Consider the following 21302-nt stretch of genomic DNA (forward strand, 5'->3'; position numbering starts at 1 on the left):
CAAGAGACCCTTTCAGTTCGAGGCAGATGGCCAGCAGTGACCGGACAAGAGGGGGGCATTGTACCCCAGCGAGCCGCCAAGGTGGTTCAACCTTGTGCAACGCCCTGTCAGGAGTCGACCATTTGGCATAATTAATCGCCAATTGCGGCCATAAAAAAACCGGCCCCCTCGGGTGCCGGTTATGGATGGATTTGTTTGTCTCTTCTGCTCAGGGGCGAGCGTTACGCCCCTGCTGCAACATCTTGCCGATGGCCCGCACGCCGATGGGAATCACGGGGGCCAACCAGCCCTCTTCCCCCTGGCGATCGCCATGACCACGTTTGAACAGCAGCACCAGACGCACCACCTTCTCTTTCGGACATCCCAGCCAGAGCGTCCAGTGCGAACCACGATGGTGCAGCCAGAGACCGTAAAACCAGGTCATCCGGCTACCTTTGACGAAACGGGTGATTGACGATTCCGCTGGCGCAGCCCCAGCCTCTGAATCCCATGGCGATCTTGATGCCATACCAGTCCTCCTTGACCGACAGGTCATGTTGCTTCGTCGGCCTGAACTGGGAACAGGCCCGTCACGACTATCTGCAACCATTACGAGTGGTCCCCTTTGCCTGACAAGGCTCGGGATCTCCCCACTCCCCCTTCATATCCCGTGAAGGTGTACTGCCCTATTCTCGTTGTTACCGGCCCTCCCGTACCGACGCACTGTGATGGTCAGAGGGAGGTGCCAAGCCCTGTCTCGGCGACAGGGCACTGATCTGAGCATATATCTGAAATGGATGATTGGTAGCCGGTCGCGCAGGACAAAAATGCCGCCGCCGATGATCTGTTTGATATGACAGGGAAAGTGTGCCAGAAACAGCACGGCCTCCCGAAGGAGGCCGTGTGGCAAACGCAGTTGGCGGGGATGATTACATCCAGTCGGCGTTGCGGATCACCCCGACAGCCAGCCCTTCGATGGTGAGCTGCTGGCAGGAGAGATCCACCTCGATGGGGGAGAGCTCTTCATTCTCCGGCAGCAGCCATACCTGACTGCCCTTGCGCTGGAAGCGCTTGACGGTGACATCCTCATCGAGACGGGCAACCACCACCTGACCGTTGCGCACCTCCTGGGTTTTGTGCACCGCCAGCAGATCGCCATCCAGAATGCCGATGTTCTTCATGCTCATCCCCTGCACCCGCAGCAGAAAATCAGCGCGCGGGTGGAACAGGGCGGGATCAACCTGATAGTGGCTCTCGATATGCTCCTGAGCCAAGATGGGTTCACCGGCAGCGACCTTGCCGATGAGCGGCAGGCCGCTCTCTTCCAGCACCTCTTCCTCTTCGAGCAACAGGCGAATGCCGCGGGACGTGCCCGGCATGATCTCGATGACCCCTTTTTTGGCCAGGGCCTTCAGATGTTCTTCGGCCGCATTGGCCGACTTGAAACCAAGCTTCTGGGCAATCTCGGCACGAGTCGGCGGCATACCGGTCTCGCTCATGTTCACCTTGATCAGCTCCAGCACTTCGGCCTGGCGGGGGGTAAGGGGTTTCATAGAATTGGCACCTGTCTTTTTATACAGCACACTGGCAGTATATACAGTGCAGTGGCCAAGGCAAGGCGCAGCTGACATTTGTCGCAACCAACCCCTCATTTACTGCTGTTTTGATCCTGCGCAGCCGACTCATCGTACCTCTCGGCGACAAGGGGCTGTCGATTTGCTATGCTCACGCCGCATTTTTTTGGAGAGCAGACGCACATGTCCCTAGGACAGAAGATTTCCAGAGCCATCTTGCAATGGCCGGTCAGCGGCTTGGTCAATCACAAGAGCCTGCCGGAAAATCCCATCACAGAACTCAATCTGGATCCGGCCAGACCCATCGTCTATGCCCTGAAAACCAGTTCGATCACCGACCTGATGACCCTGCAGCAGTGCTGCGAGGATCTCGGTCTGCCCGGTCCCTTCACGCCGCTGGAGCTCAACGGCCAGCTGCTGCCGCGCTATGTCTGTCTGGATCGTCCGCCTCCCCTGTTTGGCAAACGCAGCAAACCGCTCCCCTTCCTGCAGGAGTTCCACCAGCTGCTGGATCTGCACAAGCAGGATCCCGCACTGGATATCCAGGTGGTGCCCGTCACCCTGTTCTGGGGCCGTGCCCCGGGTCGGGAAGGCGAGGAGGCCTCCGGCTGGAACATCATCAGCAGCCTGGCACCGAACCGCCTCAAGAAGGCGCTTATCGTGATCCTGAAAGGACGCGAGAACCTGGTGCGCTTCTCTCCGCCGCTCTCCCTGCGCTACATGGCGGACAAGCACGGCACCGACGAGGCCATCGCCCACAAGCTGGCGCGGGTGGCCCGCACCCACTTCAGCCGCCAGCAGCTGGCCGCCACCGGGCCCAAGCTGCCCAACCGCAACCTGCTGTTCAAGCAGCTGCTCGACTCTGGCGTGATCCAGCAGGCCATCGAGGAGGAGGCCCAGCGCGAGGGGATCAGCCTCGATAAAGCCCAGAAACGGGCTCATGGCTACATGGACGAGATCGCCTCCAACTTCTCCTACCGGTTGATCCGGCTCGGCGAAAGCTTCCTCGGCTGGCTGTGGAACAAGCTCTATCGCGGCCTGTCGGTCAACGGCGCCGAAAAGGTGCGCCAGCTGGCCCAGGAGGGTCACGAGATCGTCTATGTGCCTTGCCATCGCAGCCACATGGACTACCTGCTGCTCTCCTACGTCATCTATCACCAGGGCATGGTGCCGCCCCACATCGCGGCCGGCATCAACCTCAACTTCTGGCCGGCGGGCCCGATCTTCCGCCACGGCGGCGCCTTCTTCATCCGCCGCACCTTCAAGGGCAACCCGCTCTACAGCACGGTATTCCGGGAATACCTCAACCTGCTGTTTGCCAAAGGCTACTCGGTGGAGTTCTTCACCGAGGGCGGTCGTTCCCGTACCGGTCGCCTGCTGCCACCCAAGACCGGCATGCTGGCGATGACCCTGCAGGCCATGATGCGCGGACTGGATCGGCCGCTCACCTTCGTCCCCGTCTACCTGGGTTATGAGCACGTGATGGAGGTGAACACCTACCACAACGAGCTCAAGGGAAGCCGCAAGGAGAAGGAGAGCTTCCTGCAGGTGCTCGGCATCCTGCGCAAGCTGCGCAACTACGGCCGCGGCTTCGTCAACTTCGGCGAGCCGCTGACCCTCAACAGCTACCTCAACGAACACGTGCCGACCTGGAAGGAGCACATCGGCGAGGAGGAGCGCCCCGAGTGGATGGCGGGCACCGTCAACCAGCTGGCCGAGCTGCTGATGACCCGCATCAACGGCGCCGCCGCCGTCAACGGCCTGACCCTGAGCGCGCTGGCGCTGCTGGCCGCCGAACGCCACGCCCTGACCCGCGACGAATTGCAGGCCCAGCTCAACACCTATCTGGATCTGCTCAAAGCGGTGCCTTACAGCCCGCAGAGCACCATTCCGGATGAGGATGCCAAGACCCTGCTGGATCAGGCGATGGAGCTCAACAAGTTCGAGGTGAGCGAGGACAAGCTGGGGCAGATCATCAGTCTGGACCGCTATCAGGCGATCCTGCTGACCTACTACCGCAACAACATCCTCCACCTGTTCGCCATGCCCTCTCTGGTGGCGGCACTGATCGAACGGTGCGAGGGGATCTCCCGCAGCGAGATCATGGCCCGCTGCATCGACATCTATCCGCTGCTCAAGACCGAGCTGTTCCTGCGTTATGAAGAGGAGGAGCTGCCGACGCTGGTCGACAGCCTGCTCGACGCGCTGCAGACCCAGCAGCTGATCGAGACCCGCGATGACGGCTACTGGGTCAATCCGGCCAACCAGATGCGCCTGCTGCTGCTGGCTGAGAGCATTCAGGAGACCCTGCAACGCTACGCCATCGTGCTGACCCGGGTACTAGCCCAGCCTCATATCGAGGCAGAGCAGCTGGAGGCGGATGGCCTGATGATGGCAGAGCGCCTCGGCACCCTGCACGGCATCAACGCCCCCGAGTTCTTCGACCAGAAGCTGTTCAGCACCCTGATCCACACGCTGCGCAAGGAGGGCTACCTCTCCCCAGAGTGCAAGCCGGATCTCGGCCGCTTCCAGGCGCTGGCCGACAACATAGTGCCGCTGCTGAGCAACAAGATCCGCCGCACCATTCAGGCAGGCAATCAGCTCTAATCTGCAACGCAAACAAAGAAGGCCGCATGATGCGGCCTTCATTTTTATCGGAGTCTGCGCGGGAACATGTCACGCCAGCAGGTAGTCGAGCACCAGACCGGCAAACACCAGCGCCCCCACATAGTTGTTGTTGAGAAACGCCTGGAAGCAGGCTTCTCGCTGCCGCTCGCGAATGAGCCGCTGCTGATAGACAAACAGCACCGCCGCCCCCAGCAATCCCCAGTAATACCAGCCCCCCAGCGTCATCAGCTGCCCGACCGTCAGCAACAGCAGCAGTGTCGAGAGTTGCAGTGCGCCGATGATCCGCTTGTCGTAACGGCCAAACAGGATGGCGCTGGATTTGAGGCCGATCTTGAGGTCGTCATCCCGATCCACCATGGCGTACTGGGTGTCGTAAGCCACCGTCCAGAGCAGGTTGGCAAAGAAGAGCAGCCAGGCCACCAGCGGCAGGGCATCCGCCTGCGCCGCATAGGCCATCGGGATCGACCAGGAGAAGGCCATCCCGAGCACCAGCTGGGGATTGGAGATAAAGCGCTTCATGAAGGGGTAGCTCACCGCCAGCAGCAGGGCGACAAACGACAGACCGATGGTGAGCGGATTCATGGTCAGCACCAGACCAAACGAAATAAGCGCCAGCACGAAGAAGAGCGCCAGCACCTCCCACGGCTTGACTCTGCCCGTGGGCAAGGGGCGACCAGCGGTGCGTTTGACATGGCCGTCGAAGTTGCGATCCGCATAGTCGTTGATCACGCACCCTGCCGAGCGCATCAGAAAGACGCCGACCACAAACACGGTCAGCACCCAGAGATTGGGCAGGCCACCAGCGGCCAGCCAGAGCGCCCACAGGGTTGGCCACAGCAGCAGCAGAGTACCTATGGGTTTGTCGACGCGGGCCAACTGCATATAGGCAAGTCCCCGCTCCTTGGTTAACAGATTCACTCCAGCTCCTTGTCACAGACGAGAGAGGGCAGAAACAGCTCGTGCACCAGCAGTGGCCACTGCCCCAGAAACAGACGGGAACGACGCCCCCAGACAGTGGCGGCCGGGCAACGGGGATTGACGGCAATATCGAAACGGGCCAGCTGCAGATGATCTCGGCGGGCAGGCTCATGGCCAAATACCCGCTCACCCAGCGGCTGCTCGCCAAGCTCGGCAATGCCGCTCCCTTGCAGTGCACCATCGGCAAACAGGGTCCAGCCCAGCACGGCGGGCCCACGATCCCCGTGCAGGATCACCTCGCGGCAGGTACCGGCCGGCGAGGCCGAATCCACCAGCCACTGCTCATCGGCAGTAAGGGCGATCGGGTGATTGCCCAGCCACTCCACCGAAAAGTGGCGATTGTGCTGACGCAGACGCCGGGTCATGGAGCCGGGCTCCAGCAGCCAGGGGCGCAAGCTGGCGGGCAATTCGCAACATTCGGGGGCCAGCCACCCGCTTAACGGCGTGAGGGGAACAGTCAACTCGGACTTCACAGCTTCACCATCCAGAGATTTCCGTGTTCAGGTTAAAATCCGGTTTATTATCCGTAAATCAATAGCGAAATGTAAGAACATCCGTGCTTGACGGCCCCGATGGCAACATCAAAAATGGGTTATCTCTTGCTGATGAGCCATCTATATGAAGATATTCAAAATTCTGCTGGTGTTGTTACTGAGCTGTGGCGCCCTGCAGCAGCAAGCTCTGGCTGAAGATGAGCCGCCCGCCGAGGGCACAGAGGGGGCTGCCAAGCCTGGTTTCTCCTACCACGCGCTCGATCCCGACATCATCACCAACTACCTGAGTGATAGCAAAACCCTCGGTTATATCCGGGTCACGGTAGAGCTGATGGCGGAAAACGAGGCCGATCTCAAGCTGCTGGAGCAGCATGACCCGCTGATCCGCGATGCCATCATCCGTCTGATTGGCAGCAAAAATGCCGATCAAGTGAAGTCCCTGACCAACCGAGAAGAGCTGCGCAAGGAGTGCGAGACAACCGTCAACGAGCTGCTGGTGAAAGAGACCGGCAAGAAAGCGGTGCGCGAGCTTATCTTCACCAAGTTCCTCTACCAGTAATCCCTCCCGAAACAATCGCTTATTGGCATATCGACCAATAAGCGAGCTTTGCCGGTTTATTCGAAATGAAAATCGATTACAATACGGCCGTCAAGTCGTAGAGGTAGTCGTTATGGGCAGCAAAACCCTGTGTGAATGGCGCCGTCACGAGATCCCCACCGATCTCAAGGCGTTGCGCAAGATAGTCCGCAAACCCAAGTTTGTCTGCAGCAAGTGCGCCCGCAGTGCCAATGACAAGGGTTACCTCTGCCAGCCGCTGCGTTTGAAAGAGGAGTAATTTTCCACTCTAACCGCCGTTCAAAGAGGACCTTGCTAGATTTCATCCTTTACAAGTCTGGCGTAGTACTGCTCAAGCTCGGTGGTCACCTGACGTAATTTCTAGTCTAGGTCTACCTGTCTTGCCCAGACAGCTTCCATCCCACTGGGACTTTGGCGGATTACTTCGGCCATTTGTGCTTGATTCTGCATCAGTTCGAGATAGTGAGCTCGAAAAGACAACAAAGCATTCAGGCGTCCCATATTATTGGCTCGCTCTGCCTCTTTAGCTGATTTCCGCGCATACCATACCGCCACAACAGCGATGAATCCCGCAACCAATGAGATCACGTCACTGATAGAGATAGCGATATTCTCCCCAATCTCAAATATCATTGATCGGTCCACCCCTGACGCCCCTGTTCGAACAATCTGCGTGCCTGGGTATCATTCGGGCAAACGCCGCGATACTCCTCGCCTGAGCGGCCAGCCAGATAGAGATGCTCGGGGCGGCAATACCATGCCAATCCCTTCTGATGTCCCTGCTTCCACAGTTCGGCATCCACCTTATTGCCACACTGCCCCTGATGGAACTCGACCCGCTCGGTGGTGAAGCCCAGCTTGCCATCCGCCTCCCCCACCTCACTCCACACCTTCTCGCAGGGATCATCGTTGGAGACACAGCCACCCAGCAGGGCAGCCAACAATATGATGGAGAGTCGCATAGTCATCCTTGAGCGTCATTTGGGCAGTTCATTCTACCCAGCGCCCCGCCCCTGACCAAGGACGAACACTCAGCCATGTGAGCGCGGCAAAAAAATCAGGCGGGCCCAAAGCCCGCCTGTTCGTTCAATGCCGTGGTTCACTGGTCATCGAAAGTGTCATCATCCTGCCAGCTTTCATCTTCCCACTGATCCAGCTCTTCTTCCCAGGAATCCGGCTCCCAATCATCATCAGAGGAGTCGTAATCCGGCTTGTGTCCACCCATCTTCACTCTCCTTGGATAGTTCACCCGCACTCCAATTTTATCCGGAATTGTCGGGCTCGCCAGTCAGAGAGAGTTCAAAGTTTGACCAGAGTGCGACCGGCGATCTGGCCTTGCGTAATGGCCTCGGCGGCCTCCACTACCTGCTCCAGCCCAATCTCGGTAACCGCCTGCTCAAAGAAGCTGGCAGGAAGATCCCGTGCCAGTCGCTGCCACGCCAGTTGACGACGTTCAAACGGGCACATCACCGAATCGACCCCCTGCAGCCGCACATTGCGCAGGATGAAGGGCATCACACTGGTAGGCAGATCAAAGCCGCCCGCCAACCCACAGGCCGCCACGGCGCCGCCATAGTTCATCTGAGCCAGCAGCTTGGCCAGCACCTGACTGCCGACGGTATCGATGGCACCGGCCCACAGCTGCTTCTCCAGCGGTTTGGCAGGCACCAGCAGCTCGCTGCGCGGCACGATGCGGCTGGCACCCAACGCAGTGAGCATGGCGCCCTGCTCTTCCGGACGACCGGTCAGCGCAGCCACCTGATAGCCAAGGGCTGCCAGCAGGGCAACCGAGGTGGCCCCCACGCCGCCTGCCGCACCGGTGACCAGCACCTCGCCGCTATCTGGAGTAATACCCGCCTCTTCCAGTGCCAGCACGCAGAGCATGGCGGTGAGACCGGCGGTACCGATGCACATAGCCTGCCGTTCATCCAGCCCGGCGGGCAATGGCACCAGCCAGTCCCCCTTGACCCGCGCCTGTTCGGCCATACCACCCCAGTGGCCTTCGCCCACGCCCCAACCGGTCAGCACCACCTTGTCGCCGGGCTGATAGCGGCTGTCGGCAGACTCGAGCACGGTACCGGCAAAGTCGATACCGGGCACCAGCGGCCACTGGCGCACTATCTTGCCCTTGCCGGTGATGACCAGCCCGTCCTTGTAGTTGATGGAGCTGTAAGCGACCGCTACCCGCACTTCACCTTCCGGCAACTGGCTCTCGGCCAGCCGGGTCAGAGTCGGTACAGTCTTGCCGTCTTGGTTTTCCAGTAACAGAGCCTTGAACATGGTTGCCTCTTTGATGACGTGTGAAACGGGGATCAGCTGCTTTGACGCTTTTGCAGTTGAAAATCGAGAGCCAGCGCGGTGCTCATCATGGGTTCAGTCGTTCTCCAGCGCAGTGAGGCAGTGCGAGAGGGTACGCGCCAGCGCTCCCTGATTGCGCAGCACCACGGCGCGGGCCTGCTCCCCCATCTCGCGACGGGCGTTGCCGTCGGCAAACAGCTGGCTCACCCGCTCGCCCAGCTCGGCGGCATCGGCCACGATGGCGGCGCCCCCCTGAGCCACCAGCTGGCGGGTGATGTCGCTGAAGTTGAAATAGGCGGGGCCGGTAAGGCAGGGCTTGCCGAGGGCTGCCGGCTCCAGCAGGTTGTGACCGCCGATCTTCACCAGACTACCGCCGACAAAGGCCACATCGGCCGCCGCCAGCATCAGCGGCAGCTCGCCCATGGTATCGCCGAGATAGACCTTATCATGTGCTCCAACCGCAGCATGACTGGTGCGCCGCACACAGCCATAAGGGGCGCACAGCTCGGCCACCCGGTCGAACCGCTCGGGGTGGCGCGGCACCAGAATGAGCAGCGCGTCGGGATGGCGTTTGAGCAGCAGATCAAAGGCGGCCAGCACCTGCTCGTCCTCACCCTGATGGGTGCTGGCGGCGATCCAGACCGGCCGATCTGTCCCCAGCTGCTGGCGCAGGACTCGCCCTTTGGTCTGCACCTCGTCACCAAACTGGATGTCGAACTTGATGGAGCCGGTCACCGCCAGCCGCTCACGACCGATGCCGAGGCGGGCAAAGCGGTCGGCGTCATCCTGATGCTGACAGAGCAGATGGGTCAGCGGCCGGCTCAGGGCGTCGAAGGCGCCGTGGAAGCGGGCATAACGCTGGCAGGATCGCTCGGAGAGGCGGGCGTTGATGATGGTCACCGGCAAATGGCGCGTCTCGCAGGCGGCCAGCCAGTTCGGCCACAGCTCGGTCTCCATCACCCAGAGCGCGCGCGGCTTGAAGGTGTCGAGAAATGCCGCAATGGCCCAGGGGTAGTCGAGCGGCGCGTAGCGATGGATCACCAGATCCCCCAGCTTGGCAGCCTGATCGGCGCCGGTGCGGGTGGTGGTAGTGAGCAGAATCGGTAGATCGGGCCGCTCCGCCTTGAGGGCACGAATGAGCGGCGTGATGGCCAGCGTCTCCCCCACACTCACCGCATGGATCCAGAGCGGTGCATCCTGTCCGGTGGCGGGCAACCGCCCGAGATGCTCGGCCCAGCGCTCGCCAAAGCCTGGCTTGCCCTTCTTTGGCTTGTAGAGGGCCAGCAGCGCCAGCGGCAATCCCAGGTGGATCAGCAGGTTGTAGAGCAGACGATAGGGCATCTTACTGACTCTGCTCCAGCTTCTTGCAGGCATCGACCACCTGCTCCGGTGGTAAGTCGATCAGGCACTTGAGATGACCGAACTTGCAGGTGCGCTTGAAGCAGGGGCGGCACTCGATGTCGGTGTGAACGATCTCGACCCGATCCGCCAGCGGCGGGGTGTAGAGCGGCGAGGTGGAGCCATAGACGCCCACCAGCGGCCGGTTGAGGGCGGCGGCGATGTGCATCAGGCCGGAGTCGTTGGAGATGACCCGGCCGGCCAGCGCCATCAGATCGATCGCCTCGTGCAGGCTGGTCTTGCCCGCCAGCACATGGCAGTTGGGACGAGTCAGCAGATTGACCCGATCCCGGATGGTATTGGCCACCGGCACATCCTTGTTGGAGCCGAAGATCCACACCTGCCACCCCTCGTCCAGATGCTGCTGGGCCACCACGGCATAGTGCCCTTCAGGCCAGCGCTTGGCCGGGCCAAACTCGGCACCGGGGCAGAGCACCAGCACCGGGCGGGCGCGATCCAGCCCCAGCCGCTCCAGCGCCTTGCTCTGGTTGATCAGATCGACGTGGAGCGCCGGATGCGGAATGGTCGGAATATCGGTCCGGCTCTTCATCTGCTCCTTGGGATAGGCGAGCGCCAGATAGCCCTCCACCATCAGCGGGAAGGCGGACTTGTTGCTGCGCAGGTCATTGAGCAGGCCGTAGCGGCTCTCGCCCTTCCAGCCGGTACGGACCGGAATGCGGGCAAACCAGGGGATCAGCGCCGACTTCATGGAGTTAGGCTGGACGATGGCCTGATCGTATTTTTCGGCGGCCAGCTGCTTGCCGAGGCGGCGGCGTGCCACCAGCTTGAAGTCACCGTGGCCAAGGGGCATGGTGATCGCCTTGTCCACCTCCGGCATCCGCTCCAGCAGGGCGCAGCACCAGGCAGGGGCCATCACGTGCAGTTCGCTCTCGGGATGGTTGGCCTTGATCGCCTTGTAGAGGCTCTGGGACATCACCATATCGCCGACCCAGGAGGGGCCGATCACCAATATTTTCATCGCGCGTCTTCTCTCGGGACTGGCCCGGCTGTTAATCATCACTGGGCGAGATTATGCCCCAAGAATGACTGGATAAATAACAGAAGATCCTTGGCAGACGCTGCCGTCACCCCATTTTTCCAGCGGTGCCCCGCTTCCAACCGGACGAGACGAGACAGGCAAACAGCTGATAGAAACGGGCAATGGCGGCTCTCTCTTTGACCCGTTTTTCCGTTAGAATGGCCCATCAATACACATTCGACCCGCCAGCCGGGCAATAACCGTGAGCCCACATTCGTGAAAAAACCGACTCTGGCTGCCGTTCTGATCGTCAAGAATGAAGCCGACAACCTGCGCAAGTGCCTCGCCTCCCTCGATGGACTGGTGGACGAGATCGTCATTCTGGACTCCGGCAGCCAGGACGAGACCCCGGCCATTGCCGCCGAATTTGGGGCCCGCTTCTTCGTCAACGCCAAGTGGCCCGGCTTTGGCAAACAGCGCCGACTGGCCCAGTCCCACGTGCAATCCGACTGGGTGCTGTGGCTGGATGCCGACGAGCGGCTCACCCCCGAGCTGAAAACCGCCATAGCCAACGTGATGACCAATCCGGCCAGCGATACCATCTACTCGATCCCGCGCCTCTCCTGGGTGTTTGGCCGCTTTATCCGCCACAGTGGCTGGTATCCGGATCGGGTGCTGCGCCTCTATCCCAAGGCGCTCACCAGCTATAACGAGGCGCTGGTTCACGAAAAGGTAGAAGTACGGGCCAACATGAAGATCGTCAATATTCATGGCGACCTGCTCCACTTCACCTATCGGGATCTGGAGCACTATCTGGTGAAATCCGCCGGTTATGCCCGTGCCTGTGCCGATCAGCGCACCGCCCGCGGCAAGAAGGGCTCCCTCAGTCAGGGGCTGATCCATGCTGTTGGCTGCTTCCTCAAGATGTACCTGCTCAAAGCGGGCTTCCTCGATGGCAAGCAGGGGCTGCTGCTGGCGATCCTCTCCGCCCACTCTACCTTCGTTAAATACGCCGACCTCTGGGTCCGCCAGCAACCGCAGCAGCCGGAATAACCGTCATACGAAACAGGGCCCGCGGGGCCCTGTTTGCATTGCTGCATACGTTATTTGCGCCAGAAAGGCGCCGCCCAGCGGGCCATCACCGGCACCATGGCCTTGGGATCGAGCTGGCTCATATCCTCAGGATGGTCGCTATCCTCCGGCGGGCTGAAGGCAAGGTGACGCCCTTCGCTGTTAAGGGGCTTCCAGCGCAGCGGAGTAGCGGAGCGGCGCATCGGGAAGAAACCGATAGTCGGCACATCGAGCGCACCGGCGATATGGAGCGGGCCGGTACTGCCAGCGATAAACAGGGCTGCGTTGGCCAGCACCTGACAGAACATCGGCAGACCATCGCTGGAGCGGTAGATCCAGCCGTTGCCGCCGTGGGCCAGCAGCTCGGCCGCCAGCTGTTCGGCCATCTTCTCCTCGCCCGGGCCTGCGGTCAGCACGCACTGCAGCTCGGGGCAGGCCTGATTGAGCTTGATGATGATGCGAGCATACTGCTCGATGGAGAGGTTGTTGGCTGAACCGCCGCTACCGGCATGCACCATCAGCCAGGGGCGGCTGGCATCGAGCTTGAGCTTGAGTGCCAGCTGCTCGCGCACCTGTAGCAGGCTCGCCTCATCGAAACTAAGGAAGGGGGTCTTGGGCTCCACCACGGCCACCTGCTGATCGGTCAGGAAGCGGCGGATCAGCTCCAGGTTGTACTCGGACTCCGGCTTTTGGGAGCGGGAGCGGCGCTGTACCAGTCGCTGGTTGTAGAGCACCTGCGCCAGCTTGGTCGCCGGGGCCAGCCGATAAGGGATGTGCGCCTTCCACACCAGCATGGCGTTGCGGGAGTTGGAGAAGAGGCAGATGGACGCGTCGAACGCCGCCGCCTTGATCCGGGCCAGCAGCGCTCGCTGTTGCTCCTTGTCGGCACGCACGCCCGGATCGATGATCACCTCGTCAATCCAGGGGCAGAGCCGGGCCAGCGGCGCCGTGTAGGCCGGAACCAGGGCAGTCACATGACACTCCATGGAGCCTTTGAGCATGGCGAAGCTAGGCCACGCCAGCATGAAGTCACCAATCTTGTCATTGCGAACGACCAGAATACGTTTCATAAAAAATCCCTTTGCTCCCTGTCACCAATGCAAGGAGGCTTGATGCGCGATGGCGTATTCTTGCCTGATGCACTGCTATTCTCAAGCGACGACCTTATAATGCGACCAAATTTCCAGGTTGCAGGACCGCAAAGATGACTACCAGGGTAATTTATCCCGGGACTTTTGATCCCGTTACCAATGGCCACGCCGATCTCATCGGCCGCGCCGCCAAGCTGTTTGACGAGGTGGTGGTCGGGGTCGCCAACAGCCCGAGCAAGCGCCCGCTGTTCGATCTGGCAGAACGTGTCCAGCTTGTCCAGCAAGTGACCAGCCAGCTTCCCAACGTCAAGGTGGTGGGCTTCTCCGGTCTGCTGGTCGATTTTGCCAAAGAGCATCAGGCCAACGTGCTGATCCGCGGCCTGCGCGCCGTCTCCGACTTCGAGTACGAGTTCCAGCTGGCCAACATGAACCGCCGCCTGATGCCGGAGCTGGAAAGCGTCTTCCTCACCCCGGCGGAGGAGAACTCCTTTATCTCCTCCACTCTGGTGAAAGAGGTGGCGCTGCACGGTGGCGACATTCGTCAGTTTGTCGACCCCGTGGTAGCCCAGGCCATCGCAGCCAAACAGAAAGGGTGATCCCCTTCCATACTCGCCATTCCTGACGGCAACTACGAACAAGGGCTACCTACGGGTAGCCCTTGTTGTATCTGTCTCGTTATAGAGAGGTCAGCCTGCTTGCCGGTTACTGACGGGCAAACCGCTCATTCATCTCCTGCACCAGCAGATCGAGCCACTCGTAGCGGCGCCGATACATGGCCCGCTTCTTGGAGGCGATCTCCTCCAGCGGCTTGCGCGGCTGGGCTTGCAGAGCGACGAAGTTGGCATCCACATCCCGGGCGTCGAACTCCTGCCACAGCTCGTCATAATCGGCCTGCAAATTGGCTTTCTGCTTGCTGCTGTAGCGCTTGGCCTGAAACACGTGGGCCCGCTTGCGCACCGCCAGTACCTCTGCCGCCCCCATGGCCTGCGCCAGTTGCTGCACCAGCTGCACCAGCAGGGATTTGGGCCGCAGGCCGTGCCCCTCTTTGGTCAGCTCGCGCACCCGCTCCTGGGCATTGTCGACTGCAGGCTCCGGCCCCTGCATGGAGCCGATCATCAGAATCAAACGATCCGCACTGCCCGCCAGCGAAAAGGCGCAGCTGTAGAGGCGCTGCCCCTCGCCGTTGACGATGGAGAGCGCCAGCTCGGCCTCGCGGCGGAAGGTGCCATCGTGGCGCAGCAGAATGCGGCAGCCGCTCTGGGGATAGTGCCCCAGCGCGATCCCCTCGCCCAGATAGAGGGGGTCGATCAGCTGCGGGTAGCACTCCAGCAGCAACCGATAGTGATTTTCCAGCATCTCGGCCCGCTCACGGGCGCTGGCACAGGCGAAGCGATAGGGGCGCATCGGCTTGTCGAGCAGCTCGGGATAGACCGCCGGCAGCGCCTTGAGCGAGTCGCACTGAAACAGGCTGAAGACCCGGCTCAGCGACTTGCGATAGAGCAGGCTGCGCAGCACGAACTTGCCGCGATTGAAGGTTTTCCGGTCACATCCCTCGGGGTAGAGGAAGCGGGCCATGGATTTTGCGCAATAGCGCTCCTGCCGGGATAAATATTCCCAGTCTATTGATTTAACTGTCATTTTTATATTCTCAAACCGCCTGAACGGTCGGGATACTAGTGACAGCTGTGCAAATCTTCAACAGAGTGGAAATACGCTGTTACAACTTCCCCCGAATCGGAGCAAAAAGTGCGCTCAGCGCTGGCAATGACTGCAAAAAACCGTGGTGCGCTGGCCCATTCTTGTCTCGGTCAGCAGGGTGTGACAGTGGAAACAGGGCTGACCGCCACGGCCGTAGACCTGCAACTGCTGCACGAAATAGCCCGGCTTGCCATCGGCACTGGTGAAATCCTTGAGAGTGGTGCCGCCCTGGCGAATTGCCTCGGCCAACACCCGCTTGATCTCGGCCACCAGGGTTCCCAGCCGCTCGGCACTGATATTGCCCGCCGCCCGTTTGGGGTGAATGCCAGCAGCATAGAGCGCCTCGTTCGCGTAGATGTTGCCCACCCCGACCACCACCTGATTGTCCATCAGGAACTGTTTGATGGCGGTGCTGCGCCCCTTGGCGCGCTCACGCAGGTAATCAGCACTGAAGGCATCAGTGAGCGGCTCGGGCCCCAGCTTGGCGAGCAGCGCATGGGCTTCGGCCGGTTCGCGAGTCCAGAGCAGGGCGCCGAAGCGGCGCGGATCGTTGAGCCGCAGCAGCTTGCCATTCTCCAGCTCGATATCCACGTGGTCGTGCTTCTCGGCCGGGGTGCCGATATCCAGTACACGCAGGCTGCCGGACATCCCCAGATGAAGGATGGCGGTGCCGAAATCGGTCTCCAGCAGCAGGTATTTGGCACGGCGACGCACCCGATGGATGGTGAGGTCCACCAGCTCCTGAATTTCACCGGGGATCGGCCAGCGCAGGCGGCCATCCCGCACCACTACACGCGTCACCTTGATACCGGTGAGCCAGGGGGAGATCCCCTGACGACTGACTTCAACTTCTGGCAATTCAGGCATGGGCACCTCGCAAGGAAAAGGAACTCAGGGGGCAGGGCGCAGCAGATCGCGATACTGCTCGGCAGTGAGGGCGAGCCAGAGACCGGAGGGCAGCTGAGCGCCATATTGGCCGCTGTTCTGATAGAGGCCGATCTCGACCGGATCGCTCTGGCCGGCAATCCACACCTTGATGGTCACCGGGGTACCGCGCACCACCTCGCCGGGGGACAGCAACCAGCTCTGCCAGCGTGCCAGACGGGCATCCAGCTGCGCCGTGTCGAGCCCCAGATCCGGCACGCTGCGCCAGCCCTGCCCGATCCGCTCAATCTGCCAGCTCGGCCCCTGCCAGGTGAGCACCACAGACGCATCCGGCAGCAAGGGGCGAGCCCGCTTGGCGCTGTTCTCCTGCTGGGCAGTCTCCATACGATGCAACAGGGTGATCACGATCAGCACCACCACAATGATCACGTTATTCCAGCCTTTGCGGCTCAATTTGAACATGGCAAGCCTCCCTTTGAACCGGCAGTGTACTGAATTCGGCGCATAAAAAAACCCGGCACGAAGCCGGGTTTTTGGGAATGCAGCATCAAGTAATTACTTGATTTTGCCTTCCTTGTAGATCACATGCTGACGAACAACGGGATCAAACTTTTTGATCTCCATTTTTTCGGGCATGGTGCGCTTGTTTTTGGTAGTGGTATAGAAGTGACCAGTACCGGCGCTGGAGTTCAGGCGAATTTTCTCGCGAATACCTTTAGCCATGATCTAATTCCTTATACCTTAACACCGCTGGCGCGCAGTTCAGCCAGAACCACTTCAACGCCACGCTTGTCGATGATACGCATGCCTTTTGCGGATACGCGCAGGCTTACGAAGCGTTTTTCACTCTCAACCCAGAAACGGTGAGTGTGCAGGTTCGGCAGGAAACGACGCTTGGTGGCGTTGTTAGCGTGCGAACGGTTGTTACCAACTGCCGGGCGCTTGCCGGTTACTTGGCATACTCTAGACATGTCAGTCTCTCCAAATCTTACTTCATTGCTCGAGCAAATATCTGCCCCGCTGGCCTTCGATTGCGGGGCAAACAGAAGGCGGCATTTTATACAGCATCCGTGATCAAAGATCAACTAATACGGTGCCAGAGCACAGTTATAGCCAACCGCGCTCGGCAAAAGAAACCGTGATGCCATCACCGATCACCAAGTGATCCAGCACTCTGATATCGATCAGGGCCAAAGCGGCCGTGATCCGATCCGTGATCTGGCGGTCGGCCCTGCTGGGCTCGGCGACGCCGGACGGGTGATTATGCGCCAGAATCACCGCGGCTGCATTATGTTTGAGCGCGATCTGCACGATTTCTCTTGGCCAGACGCTCGCCGAATCGATTGTGCCGAAAAAAAGCTCAACAAATTGAATGACTCTGTGCTGATTGTCGAGCAACAGCAGGGCAAACACCTCGCGTGGCCGATCCCGCAACTGGGCCTGCAGATAGTCGCGGGTCAGCTGGGGCGAGGTGAGCGCATTGCCCCGCTGCAACTGCTCGGCCAGATGGCGTCTGGCCATCTCCAGCACCGCCTGCAACTGGGCATATTTGGCCGGGCCAAGGCCGTGCGCCTCGCAGAATGCCCGTTGATCCGCCCCCAGCAAACTGCGTAAAGAGCCGAATTGATTCAATAGATTACGTGAAAGATCCACTGCACTCAGGCCATTGACGCCGGTGCGCAGAAAGATGGCGAGCAGCTCGGCATCGGAGAGCGCCGCGGGCCCCTGACGCAGCAGCTTCTCTCTGGGGCGTTCATCTTCCGGCCACTCTTTGATGCTCATTTGTCTCTCCCTCATCCCTGTTGAGAAAAAACATAGCAAAAAATTGCGCGCGCCCGAGCACACCCCTTGATGCCAACCCCTGTCGTCATCCATTGCCTGTGGTATCTTAGCCGACCAGTCAGAATGAGCCGGATAGAGAAACAGCAGATGAGATTGGCCGATAAACGCATCCTGTTGGGTGTCAGTGGCGGGATCGCCGCCTACAAGAGTGCCGAGCTGGTACGCCGCCTGAAAGATCAGGGCGCCGAAGTGCGGGTGGTGATGACCCGCTCCGCCAAGGAGTTCATCACCCCGCTGACCCTGCAGGCGGTCTCCGGTCATCCGGTGGCCTACAGCCTGCTGGATCCCTCTGCCGAGGCGGGCATGGGCCATATCGAGCTGGCCAAGTGGGCCGATCTGGTACTGATCGCCCCCGCCAGCGCCAACCTGATGGCGCGGATGGCTGCAGGCATGGCCGACGAACTGCTGACCACCCTCTGTCTGGCCACTCCGGCGCCCATCGCGCTGGCACCAGCAATGAACCAGCAGATGTATCTCAACGCCGCCACCCAGGCCAACCTCAAGACCCTGGCCAGCCGCGGCATTCTGCTGTGGGGGCCGGATGCCGGCAGCCAGGCCTGTGGCGATGTGGGCCCGGGGCGGATGCTGGACCCCCTCGAACTGGTGGATCGCTGCTGTCAGCAGCTGGCCGCCGAGCCCTTGCTGGCAGGCGTCAAGCTGCTGCTCACCGCAGGGCCAACCCGCGAGGCGCTCGATCCGGTGCGCTACATCAGCAACCACAGCTCCGGCAAGATGGGCTACGCCATCGCTCGCGCCGCCCGCGAAGCGGGCGCCGAAGTGACGCTGGTGAGCGGCCCGGTGACGCTGGCTACGCCTGCTGGCGTGACCCGTGTCGATGTGGAGAGCGCCGAGCAGATGCATCAGGCGGTGATGAGCCGGGTCGGCGAGTGCGACCTCTTCATCGGCTGCGCCGCGGTAGCCGACTACCGTCCCGAACAGGTGGCCAGTCAGAAGATCAAGAAGACTGGTGACAACGACCAGATGGTGGTGAAGCTGGTGAAAAACCCCGACATCATCGCGGCCGTCGGCGCCCTTTCAGACAAACCCTTCACCGTCGGATTTGCCGCCGAAACCGTGGATGTGGAACAATACGCCCTCGACAAGTTGCAGCGTAAGCGGCTGGACATGATCGCCGCCAACGATGTGTCCCGCGAGGGGCAAGGCTTCAACGCCGATGACAACGCCCTGACCGTGTTCTGGCAAGGGGGCCAGGCCCCGCTGCCGCTGGCCGACAAGCTGACGCTGGCCCGTCACCTCATCGCCCTGATTGCGCGCCACTACCGGCACTGAGCGTCCCGACAGAACAAGACTCACGGCGCCCCGCCTTGCCAAGAGGGGCGCCAATACAAGATCCAACTGAAAAAGCGATTCATGACTACACAAATTGAACTGAAGATTCTGGATGCCCGTATCGGTACCGAGTACCCGCTGCCCGCCTACACCACACCGGGCTCTGCCGGCATGGATCTGCGCGCTCTGCTGGATGCGCCGCTGACTCTGGCTCCGGGTGATACCACCCTGGTGCCGACCGGTCTGGCCATTCACATCCAGGATCCGGGTCTGTGTGCCACCATTCTGCCCCGCTCTGGTCTCGGCCATAAGCACGGCATCGTGCTGGGCAACCTGGTCGGTCTCATCGATTCCGATTACCAGGGTCAGCTGATGGTCTCGGTCTGGAACCGCGGCAAGGATGAGTTCACCATGCAACCCGGCGAGCGCATCGCCCAGCTGGTGATCATGCCGGTAGTTCAGGCCAGCTTCCAACTGGTCGATGAGTTCAATCAGAGCGAACGGGGTGAAGGCGGTTTTGGTTCTTCTGGTCGCCAATAACAGACCACACCAGCCTGATGGGCGGTGCTTAATAATAGAATCAAGCCATTGTTTTTTAGGGGAATCCATGGCAAGCAGTAATCAGAAACAGAGTCGGCGCGATCAGATCCTGCAGGCGCTCGCCCATATGCTGGAAACCAGTCCGGGTCAGCGCATCACCACGGCCCGTCTGGCGGCCGAGGTCGGCGTCTCTGAAGCAGCCCTCTATCGACATTTTCCCAGCAAGGCGCGGATGTTCGAGGGGCTGATCGACTTTATCGAGGATTCCCTGCTGTCACGGGTCAATCTGATCATGGCGGAAGAGAAGGACACCATGGCGCGCTGTCACCATATCCTGCAGCTGCTGCTGGTGTTCGCCGAGCGCAACCCCGGCATCACCCGCATCCTCAATGGCGACGCCCTGCTGGGTGAGCACGATCGGCTGCGGGATCGCATCAGCATCCTGTTCGACAAGCTGGAGACCCAGATCAAACAGGTGCTGCGCGAGAAGCGGCTGCGCGAGGGGCAAGGCTTCCAGCTCGACGAAACCATGCTGGCCAATCTGCTGCTGGCCTACACCGAAGGTCGCATCAGCCAGTTCGTGCGCTCCGAGTTCAAGCTCAAGCCGACCGCCGGTTTTGAAGATCAGTGGCAATTTATCCGCAGCCAGCTGCTGCAGAGCTGATGGTTTTTTCGCATCATTCAGCAAAAAGAAGGGAGGCTTTGGCCTCCCTTCTTTTTTGTGTCAGGTTTTTATGGCAGAAAAGAAGTACCAGATGCGACCCGTACTGTCGCGCTGCGGTGTTAGATTTATCCACCATAAACCTTTTAGAACCTGACAGGACATCCTATGGAACCCGAAATCATTACCGAAGCGCAGACCTGGCTGGTCAATAATCAGGGACTGCTGATCGAATACGGCGTCAATATCGCCGCCGCCCTGCTGACCCTGCTGGTCGGCTATATCGCCGCCAACCTCATCAGCGGTGGCGTGGTCAAGGTGATGCAGGCCCGCAAGCTGGACACCACCGTCACCCACTTTGTCGGCAGCATCCTCAAATACGCCATTCTGGTGTTCGTGGTGATCGCCGCGCTGGGCCGTGTCGGCGTGCAGACCGCCTCCTTCGTCGCCATTATCGGTGCCGCCGGTCTGGCCATCGGTCTGGCGCTGCAAGGCTCGCTCTCCAACTTCGCTGCCGGCTTCCTGCTGATCATCTTCCGCCCCATCAAGGCGGGCGAGTTTATCGAGGTGGCAGGCACTGCGGGTGTAGTGCAGTCCGTTCAGCTCTTTACCACTACCCTCACCTCAGGTGACAACAAGATGGTGGTAGTACCGAACTCCGCCATCCTCAACGGCACCATCGTCAACTACTCGCGTATGGATACCCGCCGCGTCGATATGACCTTTGGCATCGGCTACGGCTCTGACCTGCGCAAGGCCAAACAGATCCTCGAGCGTCTGGTAAGCGAAGAGCCGCGCATCCTGAAAGATCCGGCCGCTACCATCGCCGTTGCCGCGCTGGCCGACTCCTCGGTCAATATCGTGGTGCGCCCCTGGGTGAAAACCGCTGACTACTGGGGTGTCTGGTTCGACTTCCACGAGAAGGTGAAACTGACCTTTGATGCCGAAGGCATCGAGATCCCCTTCCCGCAGATGGTGATGCACATGCAAAAAACGCAGGCGTGATCGCGGTAAAGCAGCAACCCACAATGCCAGCCTTCGGGCTGGCATTGTCGTTTCTGGCCCCAGCCCATGGCCATGTCGATGCATAACCACGCCAACCGGATGAAAACAATTTCAGGCTATCGGGGTGGCCCCAATCATGAGCAAGCGCAAGATCCGCCTTGCTTTCGTGACACATAATCCCAATGTTCTGGTTGTATGCTCCCGGCAGTGACCCATTGCGGTAAAAGACAATCGGTAAAAATCTGTTACACGGGCCGCCCGATCGGCTCGCTATAATGCTCGGATAATAAGGTTTGGCGGGACCTTGCCTGCAA

The 21302-nt window shown here is 60.5% G+C and carries 26 protein-coding genes; 9 read left to right on the plus strand and 17 right to left on the minus strand.

Annotation, left to right across the window (positions count from 1 at the left end; translation table 11 throughout):
- Positions 1 to 208: 208 nt before the first annotated feature.
- Both AB5Y84_RS04760 and lexA read right to left on the minus strand, forming a co-directional pair.
- Entirely contained in the window at positions 209 to 424 is a 216-nt protein-coding gene (locus AB5Y84_RS04760; RefSeq protein WP_019446524.1) for a hypothetical protein, read from the minus strand.
- 484 nt (positions 425 to 908) lie between these two features.
- Positions 909 to 1532 (minus strand): transcriptional repressor LexA, encoded by a 624-nt coding sequence (gene lexA, locus AB5Y84_RS04765; protein WP_005339540.1) that lies wholly within the window; start codon positions 1530 to 1532, stop codon positions 909 to 911.
- A gap of 204 nt (positions 1533 to 1736) precedes the next feature.
- On the opposite strand from lexA, the gene plsB reads away from it, so the two are divergent.
- A complete protein-coding gene (plsB, locus tag AB5Y84_RS04770) occupies positions 1737 to 4160 on the plus strand; it encodes a glycerol-3-phosphate 1-O-acyltransferase PlsB (protein ID WP_368176475.1) in 2424 nt (807 codons plus the stop codon).
- A 69-nt stretch (positions 4161 to 4229) separates the two neighbouring features.
- On the opposite strand, the gene ubiA is transcribed toward plsB, so the two are convergent.
- Positions 4230 to 5099 (minus strand): 4-hydroxybenzoate octaprenyltransferase, encoded by an 870-nt coding sequence (gene ubiA, locus AB5Y84_RS04775; RefSeq protein WP_368176476.1) that lies wholly within the window; start codon positions 5097 to 5099, stop codon positions 4230 to 4232.
- Positions 5096 to 5632, minus strand: a complete 537-nt coding sequence (locus tag AB5Y84_RS04780) for a chorismate lyase (protein ID WP_368176477.1) — start codon at positions 5630 to 5632, stop codon at positions 5096 to 5098. The genes ubiA and AB5Y84_RS04780 overlap by 4 nt, the downstream gene beginning before the upstream one ends.
- Before the next feature lie 145 nt (positions 5633 to 5777).
- Here AB5Y84_RS04780 and AB5Y84_RS04785 point away from each other — a divergent pair, with 145 nt between their 5' ends.
- Positions 5778 to 6212, plus strand: coding sequence for a flagellar basal body-associated protein FliL (locus AB5Y84_RS04785; protein ID WP_040069400.1), 435 nt, complete (start codon positions 5778 to 5780; stop codon positions 6210 to 6212).
- A gap of 112 nt (positions 6213 to 6324) precedes the next feature.
- Complete coding sequence (locus tag AB5Y84_RS04790; protein ID WP_005339525.1) at positions 6325 to 6489, plus strand: hypothetical protein; 165 nt, start codon at positions 6325 to 6327, stop codon at positions 6487 to 6489.
- A gap of 101 nt (positions 6490 to 6590) precedes the next feature.
- On the opposite strand, the gene AB5Y84_RS04795 is transcribed toward AB5Y84_RS04790, so the two are convergent.
- The 6 genes from AB5Y84_RS04795 to waaF all read right to left on the minus strand — a co-directional run bounded on the left by AB5Y84_RS04795 (position 6591) and on the right by waaF (position 10905).
- Positions 6591 to 6863, minus strand: a complete 273-nt coding sequence (locus tag AB5Y84_RS04795; RefSeq protein ID WP_368176478.1) for a hypothetical protein — start codon at positions 6861 to 6863, stop codon at positions 6591 to 6593.
- On the minus strand, positions 6860 to 7192 hold the full coding sequence (locus AB5Y84_RS04800; protein WP_368176479.1) for a DUF2799 domain-containing protein: 333 nt from the start codon (positions 7190 to 7192) through the stop codon (positions 6860 to 6862). Before AB5Y84_RS04800 ends, AB5Y84_RS04795 begins: the two co-directional genes overlap by 4 nt.
- Positions 7193 to 7329: 137 nt before the next feature.
- The gene (locus AB5Y84_RS04805) at positions 7330 to 7455 is read right to left on the minus strand and encodes a hypothetical protein (protein WP_005339521.1); all 126 of its coding nucleotides are present in this window, start codon (positions 7453 to 7455) and stop codon (positions 7330 to 7332) included.
- A 74-nt stretch (positions 7456 to 7529) separates the two neighbouring features.
- The gene (locus tag AB5Y84_RS04810) at positions 7530 to 8510 is read right to left on the minus strand and encodes an MDR family oxidoreductase (RefSeq protein ID WP_368176480.1); all 981 of its coding nucleotides are present in this window, start codon (positions 8508 to 8510) and stop codon (positions 7530 to 7532) included.
- 93 nt (positions 8511 to 8603) lie between these two features.
- On the minus strand, positions 8604 to 9869 hold the full coding sequence (gene waaA / locus AB5Y84_RS04815) for a lipid IV(A) 3-deoxy-D-manno-octulosonic acid transferase (protein ID WP_139460275.1): 1266 nt from the start codon (positions 9867 to 9869) through the stop codon (positions 8604 to 8606).
- Between the two features lies 1 nt (position 9870).
- Positions 9871 to 10905 (minus strand): lipopolysaccharide heptosyltransferase II, encoded by a 1035-nt coding sequence (waaF, locus tag AB5Y84_RS04820; protein ID WP_139460276.1) that lies wholly within the window; start codon positions 10903 to 10905, stop codon positions 9871 to 9873.
- A gap of 276 nt (positions 10906 to 11181) precedes the next feature.
- On the opposite strand from waaF, the gene AB5Y84_RS04825 reads away from it, so the two are divergent.
- Positions 11182 to 11958 carry a glycosyltransferase family 2 protein gene (locus AB5Y84_RS04825; protein ID WP_368176481.1) on the plus strand — a complete coding sequence of 259 codons (777 nt, stop codon included), beginning with the start codon at positions 11182 to 11184 and terminating at the stop codon, positions 11956 to 11958.
- A gap of 50 nt (positions 11959 to 12008) precedes the next feature.
- Here the strand turns inward: AB5Y84_RS04825 and AB5Y84_RS04830 are convergent, their stop codons facing one another.
- Positions 12009 to 13046 carry a glycosyltransferase family 9 protein gene (locus AB5Y84_RS04830; RefSeq protein WP_103251800.1) on the minus strand — a complete coding sequence of 346 codons (1038 nt, stop codon included), beginning with the start codon at positions 13044 to 13046 and terminating at the stop codon, positions 12009 to 12011.
- Between the two features lie 134 nt (positions 13047 to 13180).
- Between AB5Y84_RS04830 and coaD the strand changes: the two genes are divergently transcribed.
- Positions 13181 to 13663 (plus strand): pantetheine-phosphate adenylyltransferase, encoded by a 483-nt coding sequence (gene coaD / locus AB5Y84_RS04835; protein ID WP_005356008.1) that lies wholly within the window; start codon positions 13181 to 13183, stop codon positions 13661 to 13663.
- Between the two features lie 106 nt (positions 13664 to 13769).
- Here coaD and AB5Y84_RS04840 read toward each other — a convergent pair whose 3' ends face one another.
- The 6 genes from AB5Y84_RS04840 to radC all read right to left on the minus strand — a co-directional run bounded on the left by AB5Y84_RS04840 (position 13770) and on the right by radC (position 17432).
- Positions 13770 to 14705: a VirK/YbjX family protein gene (locus tag AB5Y84_RS04840; RefSeq protein WP_368176482.1), complete on the minus strand. Its 936-nt coding sequence runs from the start codon at positions 14703 to 14705 to the stop codon at positions 13770 to 13772.
- Between the two features lie 114 nt (positions 14706 to 14819).
- Positions 14820 to 15632, minus strand: coding sequence for a bifunctional DNA-formamidopyrimidine glycosylase/DNA-(apurinic or apyrimidinic site) lyase (mutM, locus tag AB5Y84_RS04845; RefSeq protein WP_021231536.1), 813 nt, complete (start codon positions 15630 to 15632; stop codon positions 14820 to 14822).
- 24 nt (positions 15633 to 15656) lie between these two features.
- Positions 15657 to 16112, minus strand: coding sequence for a hypothetical protein (locus tag AB5Y84_RS04850; protein ID WP_167557327.1), 456 nt, complete (start codon positions 16110 to 16112; stop codon positions 15657 to 15659).
- A 93-nt stretch (positions 16113 to 16205) separates the two neighbouring features.
- Complete coding sequence (rpmG, locus tag AB5Y84_RS04855) at positions 16206 to 16373, minus strand: 50S ribosomal protein L33 (RefSeq protein WP_005307500.1); 168 nt, start codon at positions 16371 to 16373, stop codon at positions 16206 to 16208.
- Between the two features lie 11 nt (positions 16374 to 16384).
- Positions 16385 to 16621, minus strand: a complete 237-nt coding sequence (gene rpmB, locus AB5Y84_RS04860) for a 50S ribosomal protein L28 (protein WP_005307492.1) — start codon at positions 16619 to 16621, stop codon at positions 16385 to 16387.
- A 136-nt stretch (positions 16622 to 16757) separates the two neighbouring features.
- The gene (radC, locus tag AB5Y84_RS04865) at positions 16758 to 17432 is read right to left on the minus strand and encodes a DNA repair protein RadC (protein ID WP_167569208.1); all 675 of its coding nucleotides are present in this window, start codon (positions 17430 to 17432) and stop codon (positions 16758 to 16760) included.
- A gap of 147 nt (positions 17433 to 17579) precedes the next feature.
- On the opposite strand from radC, the gene coaBC reads away from it, so the two are divergent.
- The 4 genes from coaBC to AB5Y84_RS04885 all read left to right on the plus strand — a co-directional run bounded on the left by coaBC (position 17580) and on the right by AB5Y84_RS04885 (position 20988).
- Complete coding sequence (coaBC, locus tag AB5Y84_RS04870) at positions 17580 to 18782, plus strand: bifunctional phosphopantothenoylcysteine decarboxylase/phosphopantothenate--cysteine ligase CoaBC (protein WP_005357385.1); 1203 nt, start codon at positions 17580 to 17582, stop codon at positions 18780 to 18782.
- 81 nt (positions 18783 to 18863) lie between these two features.
- On the plus strand, positions 18864 to 19322 hold the full coding sequence (dut, locus tag AB5Y84_RS04875) for a dUTP diphosphatase (RefSeq protein ID WP_368176483.1): 459 nt from the start codon (positions 18864 to 18866) through the stop codon (positions 19320 to 19322).
- A 67-nt stretch (positions 19323 to 19389) separates the two neighbouring features.
- Complete coding sequence (gene slmA / locus AB5Y84_RS04880; protein WP_005339495.1) at positions 19390 to 19986, plus strand: nucleoid occlusion factor SlmA; 597 nt, start codon at positions 19390 to 19392, stop codon at positions 19984 to 19986.
- Between the two features lie 165 nt (positions 19987 to 20151).
- Positions 20152 to 20988 carry a mechanosensitive ion channel domain-containing protein gene (locus tag AB5Y84_RS04885; protein ID WP_088868140.1) on the plus strand — a complete coding sequence of 279 codons (837 nt, stop codon included), beginning with the start codon at positions 20152 to 20154 and terminating at the stop codon, positions 20986 to 20988.
- Positions 20989 to 21302: the final 314 nt, after the last annotated feature.

It is taken from the genome of Aeromonas sp. s11 (genome assembly GCF_040907945.1).
GTDB classification, from domain to species: domain Bacteria; phylum Pseudomonadota; class Gammaproteobacteria; order Enterobacterales; family Aeromonadaceae; genus Aeromonas; species Aeromonas veronii.

Bases quoted from the DNA above. Each gene is read 5' to 3' on its own strand.
- AB5Y84_RS04760 (WP_019446524.1), bottom strand. From the start codon at position 424: ATGACCTGGTTTTACGGTCTCTGGCTGCACCATCGTGGTTCGCACTGG.
- lexA (WP_005339540.1), bottom strand. From the start codon at position 1,532: ATGAAACCCCTTACCCCCCGCCAGGCCGAAGTGCTGGAGCTGATCAAG.
- plsB (WP_368176475.1), top strand. From the start codon at position 1,737: ATGTCCCTAGGACAGAAGATTTCCAGAGCCATCTTGCAATGGCCGGTC.
- AB5Y84_RS04785 (WP_040069400.1), top strand. From the start codon at position 5,778: ATGAAGATATTCAAAATTCTGCTGGTGTTGTTACTGAGCTGTGGCGCC.
- AB5Y84_RS04790 (WP_005339525.1), top strand. From the start codon at position 6,325: ATGGGCAGCAAAACCCTGTGTGAATGGCGCCGTCACGAGATCCCCACC.
- AB5Y84_RS04795 (WP_368176478.1), bottom strand. From the start codon at position 6,863: ATGATATTTGAGATTGGGGAGAATATCGCTATCTCTATCAGTGACGTG.
- AB5Y84_RS04800 (WP_368176479.1), bottom strand. From the start codon at position 7,192: ATGCGACTCTCCATCATATTGTTGGCTGCCCTGCTGGGTGGCTGTGTC.
- AB5Y84_RS04805 (WP_005339521.1), bottom strand. From the start codon at position 7,455: ATGGGTGGACACAAGCCGGATTACGACTCCTCTGATGATGATTGGGAG.
- AB5Y84_RS04810 (WP_368176480.1), bottom strand. From the start codon at position 8,510: ATGTTCAAGGCTCTGTTACTGGAAAACCAAGACGGCAAGACTGTACCG.
- waaA (WP_139460275.1), bottom strand. From the start codon at position 9,869: ATGCCCTATCGTCTGCTCTACAACCTGCTGATCCACCTGGGATTGCCG.
- waaF (WP_139460276.1), bottom strand. From the start codon at position 10,905: ATGAAAATATTGGTGATCGGCCCCTCCTGGGTCGGCGATATGGTGATG.
- AB5Y84_RS04830 (WP_103251800.1), bottom strand. From the start codon at position 13,046: ATGAAACGTATTCTGGTCGTTCGCAATGACAAGATTGGTGACTTCATG.
- coaD (WP_005356008.1), top strand. From the start codon at position 13,181: ATGACTACCAGGGTAATTTATCCCGGGACTTTTGATCCCGTTACCAAT.
- AB5Y84_RS04840 (WP_368176482.1), bottom strand. From the start codon at position 14,705: ATGACAGTTAAATCAATAGACTGGGAATATTTATCCCGGCAGGAGCGC.
- mutM (WP_021231536.1), bottom strand. From the start codon at position 15,632: ATGCCTGAATTGCCAGAAGTTGAAGTCAGTCGTCAGGGGATCTCCCCC.
- AB5Y84_RS04850 (WP_167557327.1), bottom strand. From the start codon at position 16,112: ATGTTCAAATTGAGCCGCAAAGGCTGGAATAACGTGATCATTGTGGTG.
- rpmG (WP_005307500.1), bottom strand. From the start codon at position 16,373: ATGGCTAAAGGTATTCGCGAGAAAATTCGCCTGAACTCCAGCGCCGGT.
- rpmB (WP_005307492.1), bottom strand. From the start codon at position 16,621: ATGTCTAGAGTATGCCAAGTAACCGGCAAGCGCCCGGCAGTTGGTAAC.
- radC (WP_167569208.1), bottom strand. From the start codon at position 17,432: ATGAGCATCAAAGAGTGGCCGGAAGATGAACGCCCCAGAGAGAAGCTG.
- coaBC (WP_005357385.1), top strand. From the start codon at position 17,580: ATGAGATTGGCCGATAAACGCATCCTGTTGGGTGTCAGTGGCGGGATC.
- dut (WP_368176483.1), top strand. From the start codon at position 18,864: ATGACTACACAAATTGAACTGAAGATTCTGGATGCCCGTATCGGTACC.
- slmA (WP_005339495.1), top strand. From the start codon at position 19,390: ATGGCAAGCAGTAATCAGAAACAGAGTCGGCGCGATCAGATCCTGCAG.
- AB5Y84_RS04885 (WP_088868140.1), top strand. From the start codon at position 20,152: ATGGAACCCGAAATCATTACCGAAGCGCAGACCTGGCTGGTCAATAAT.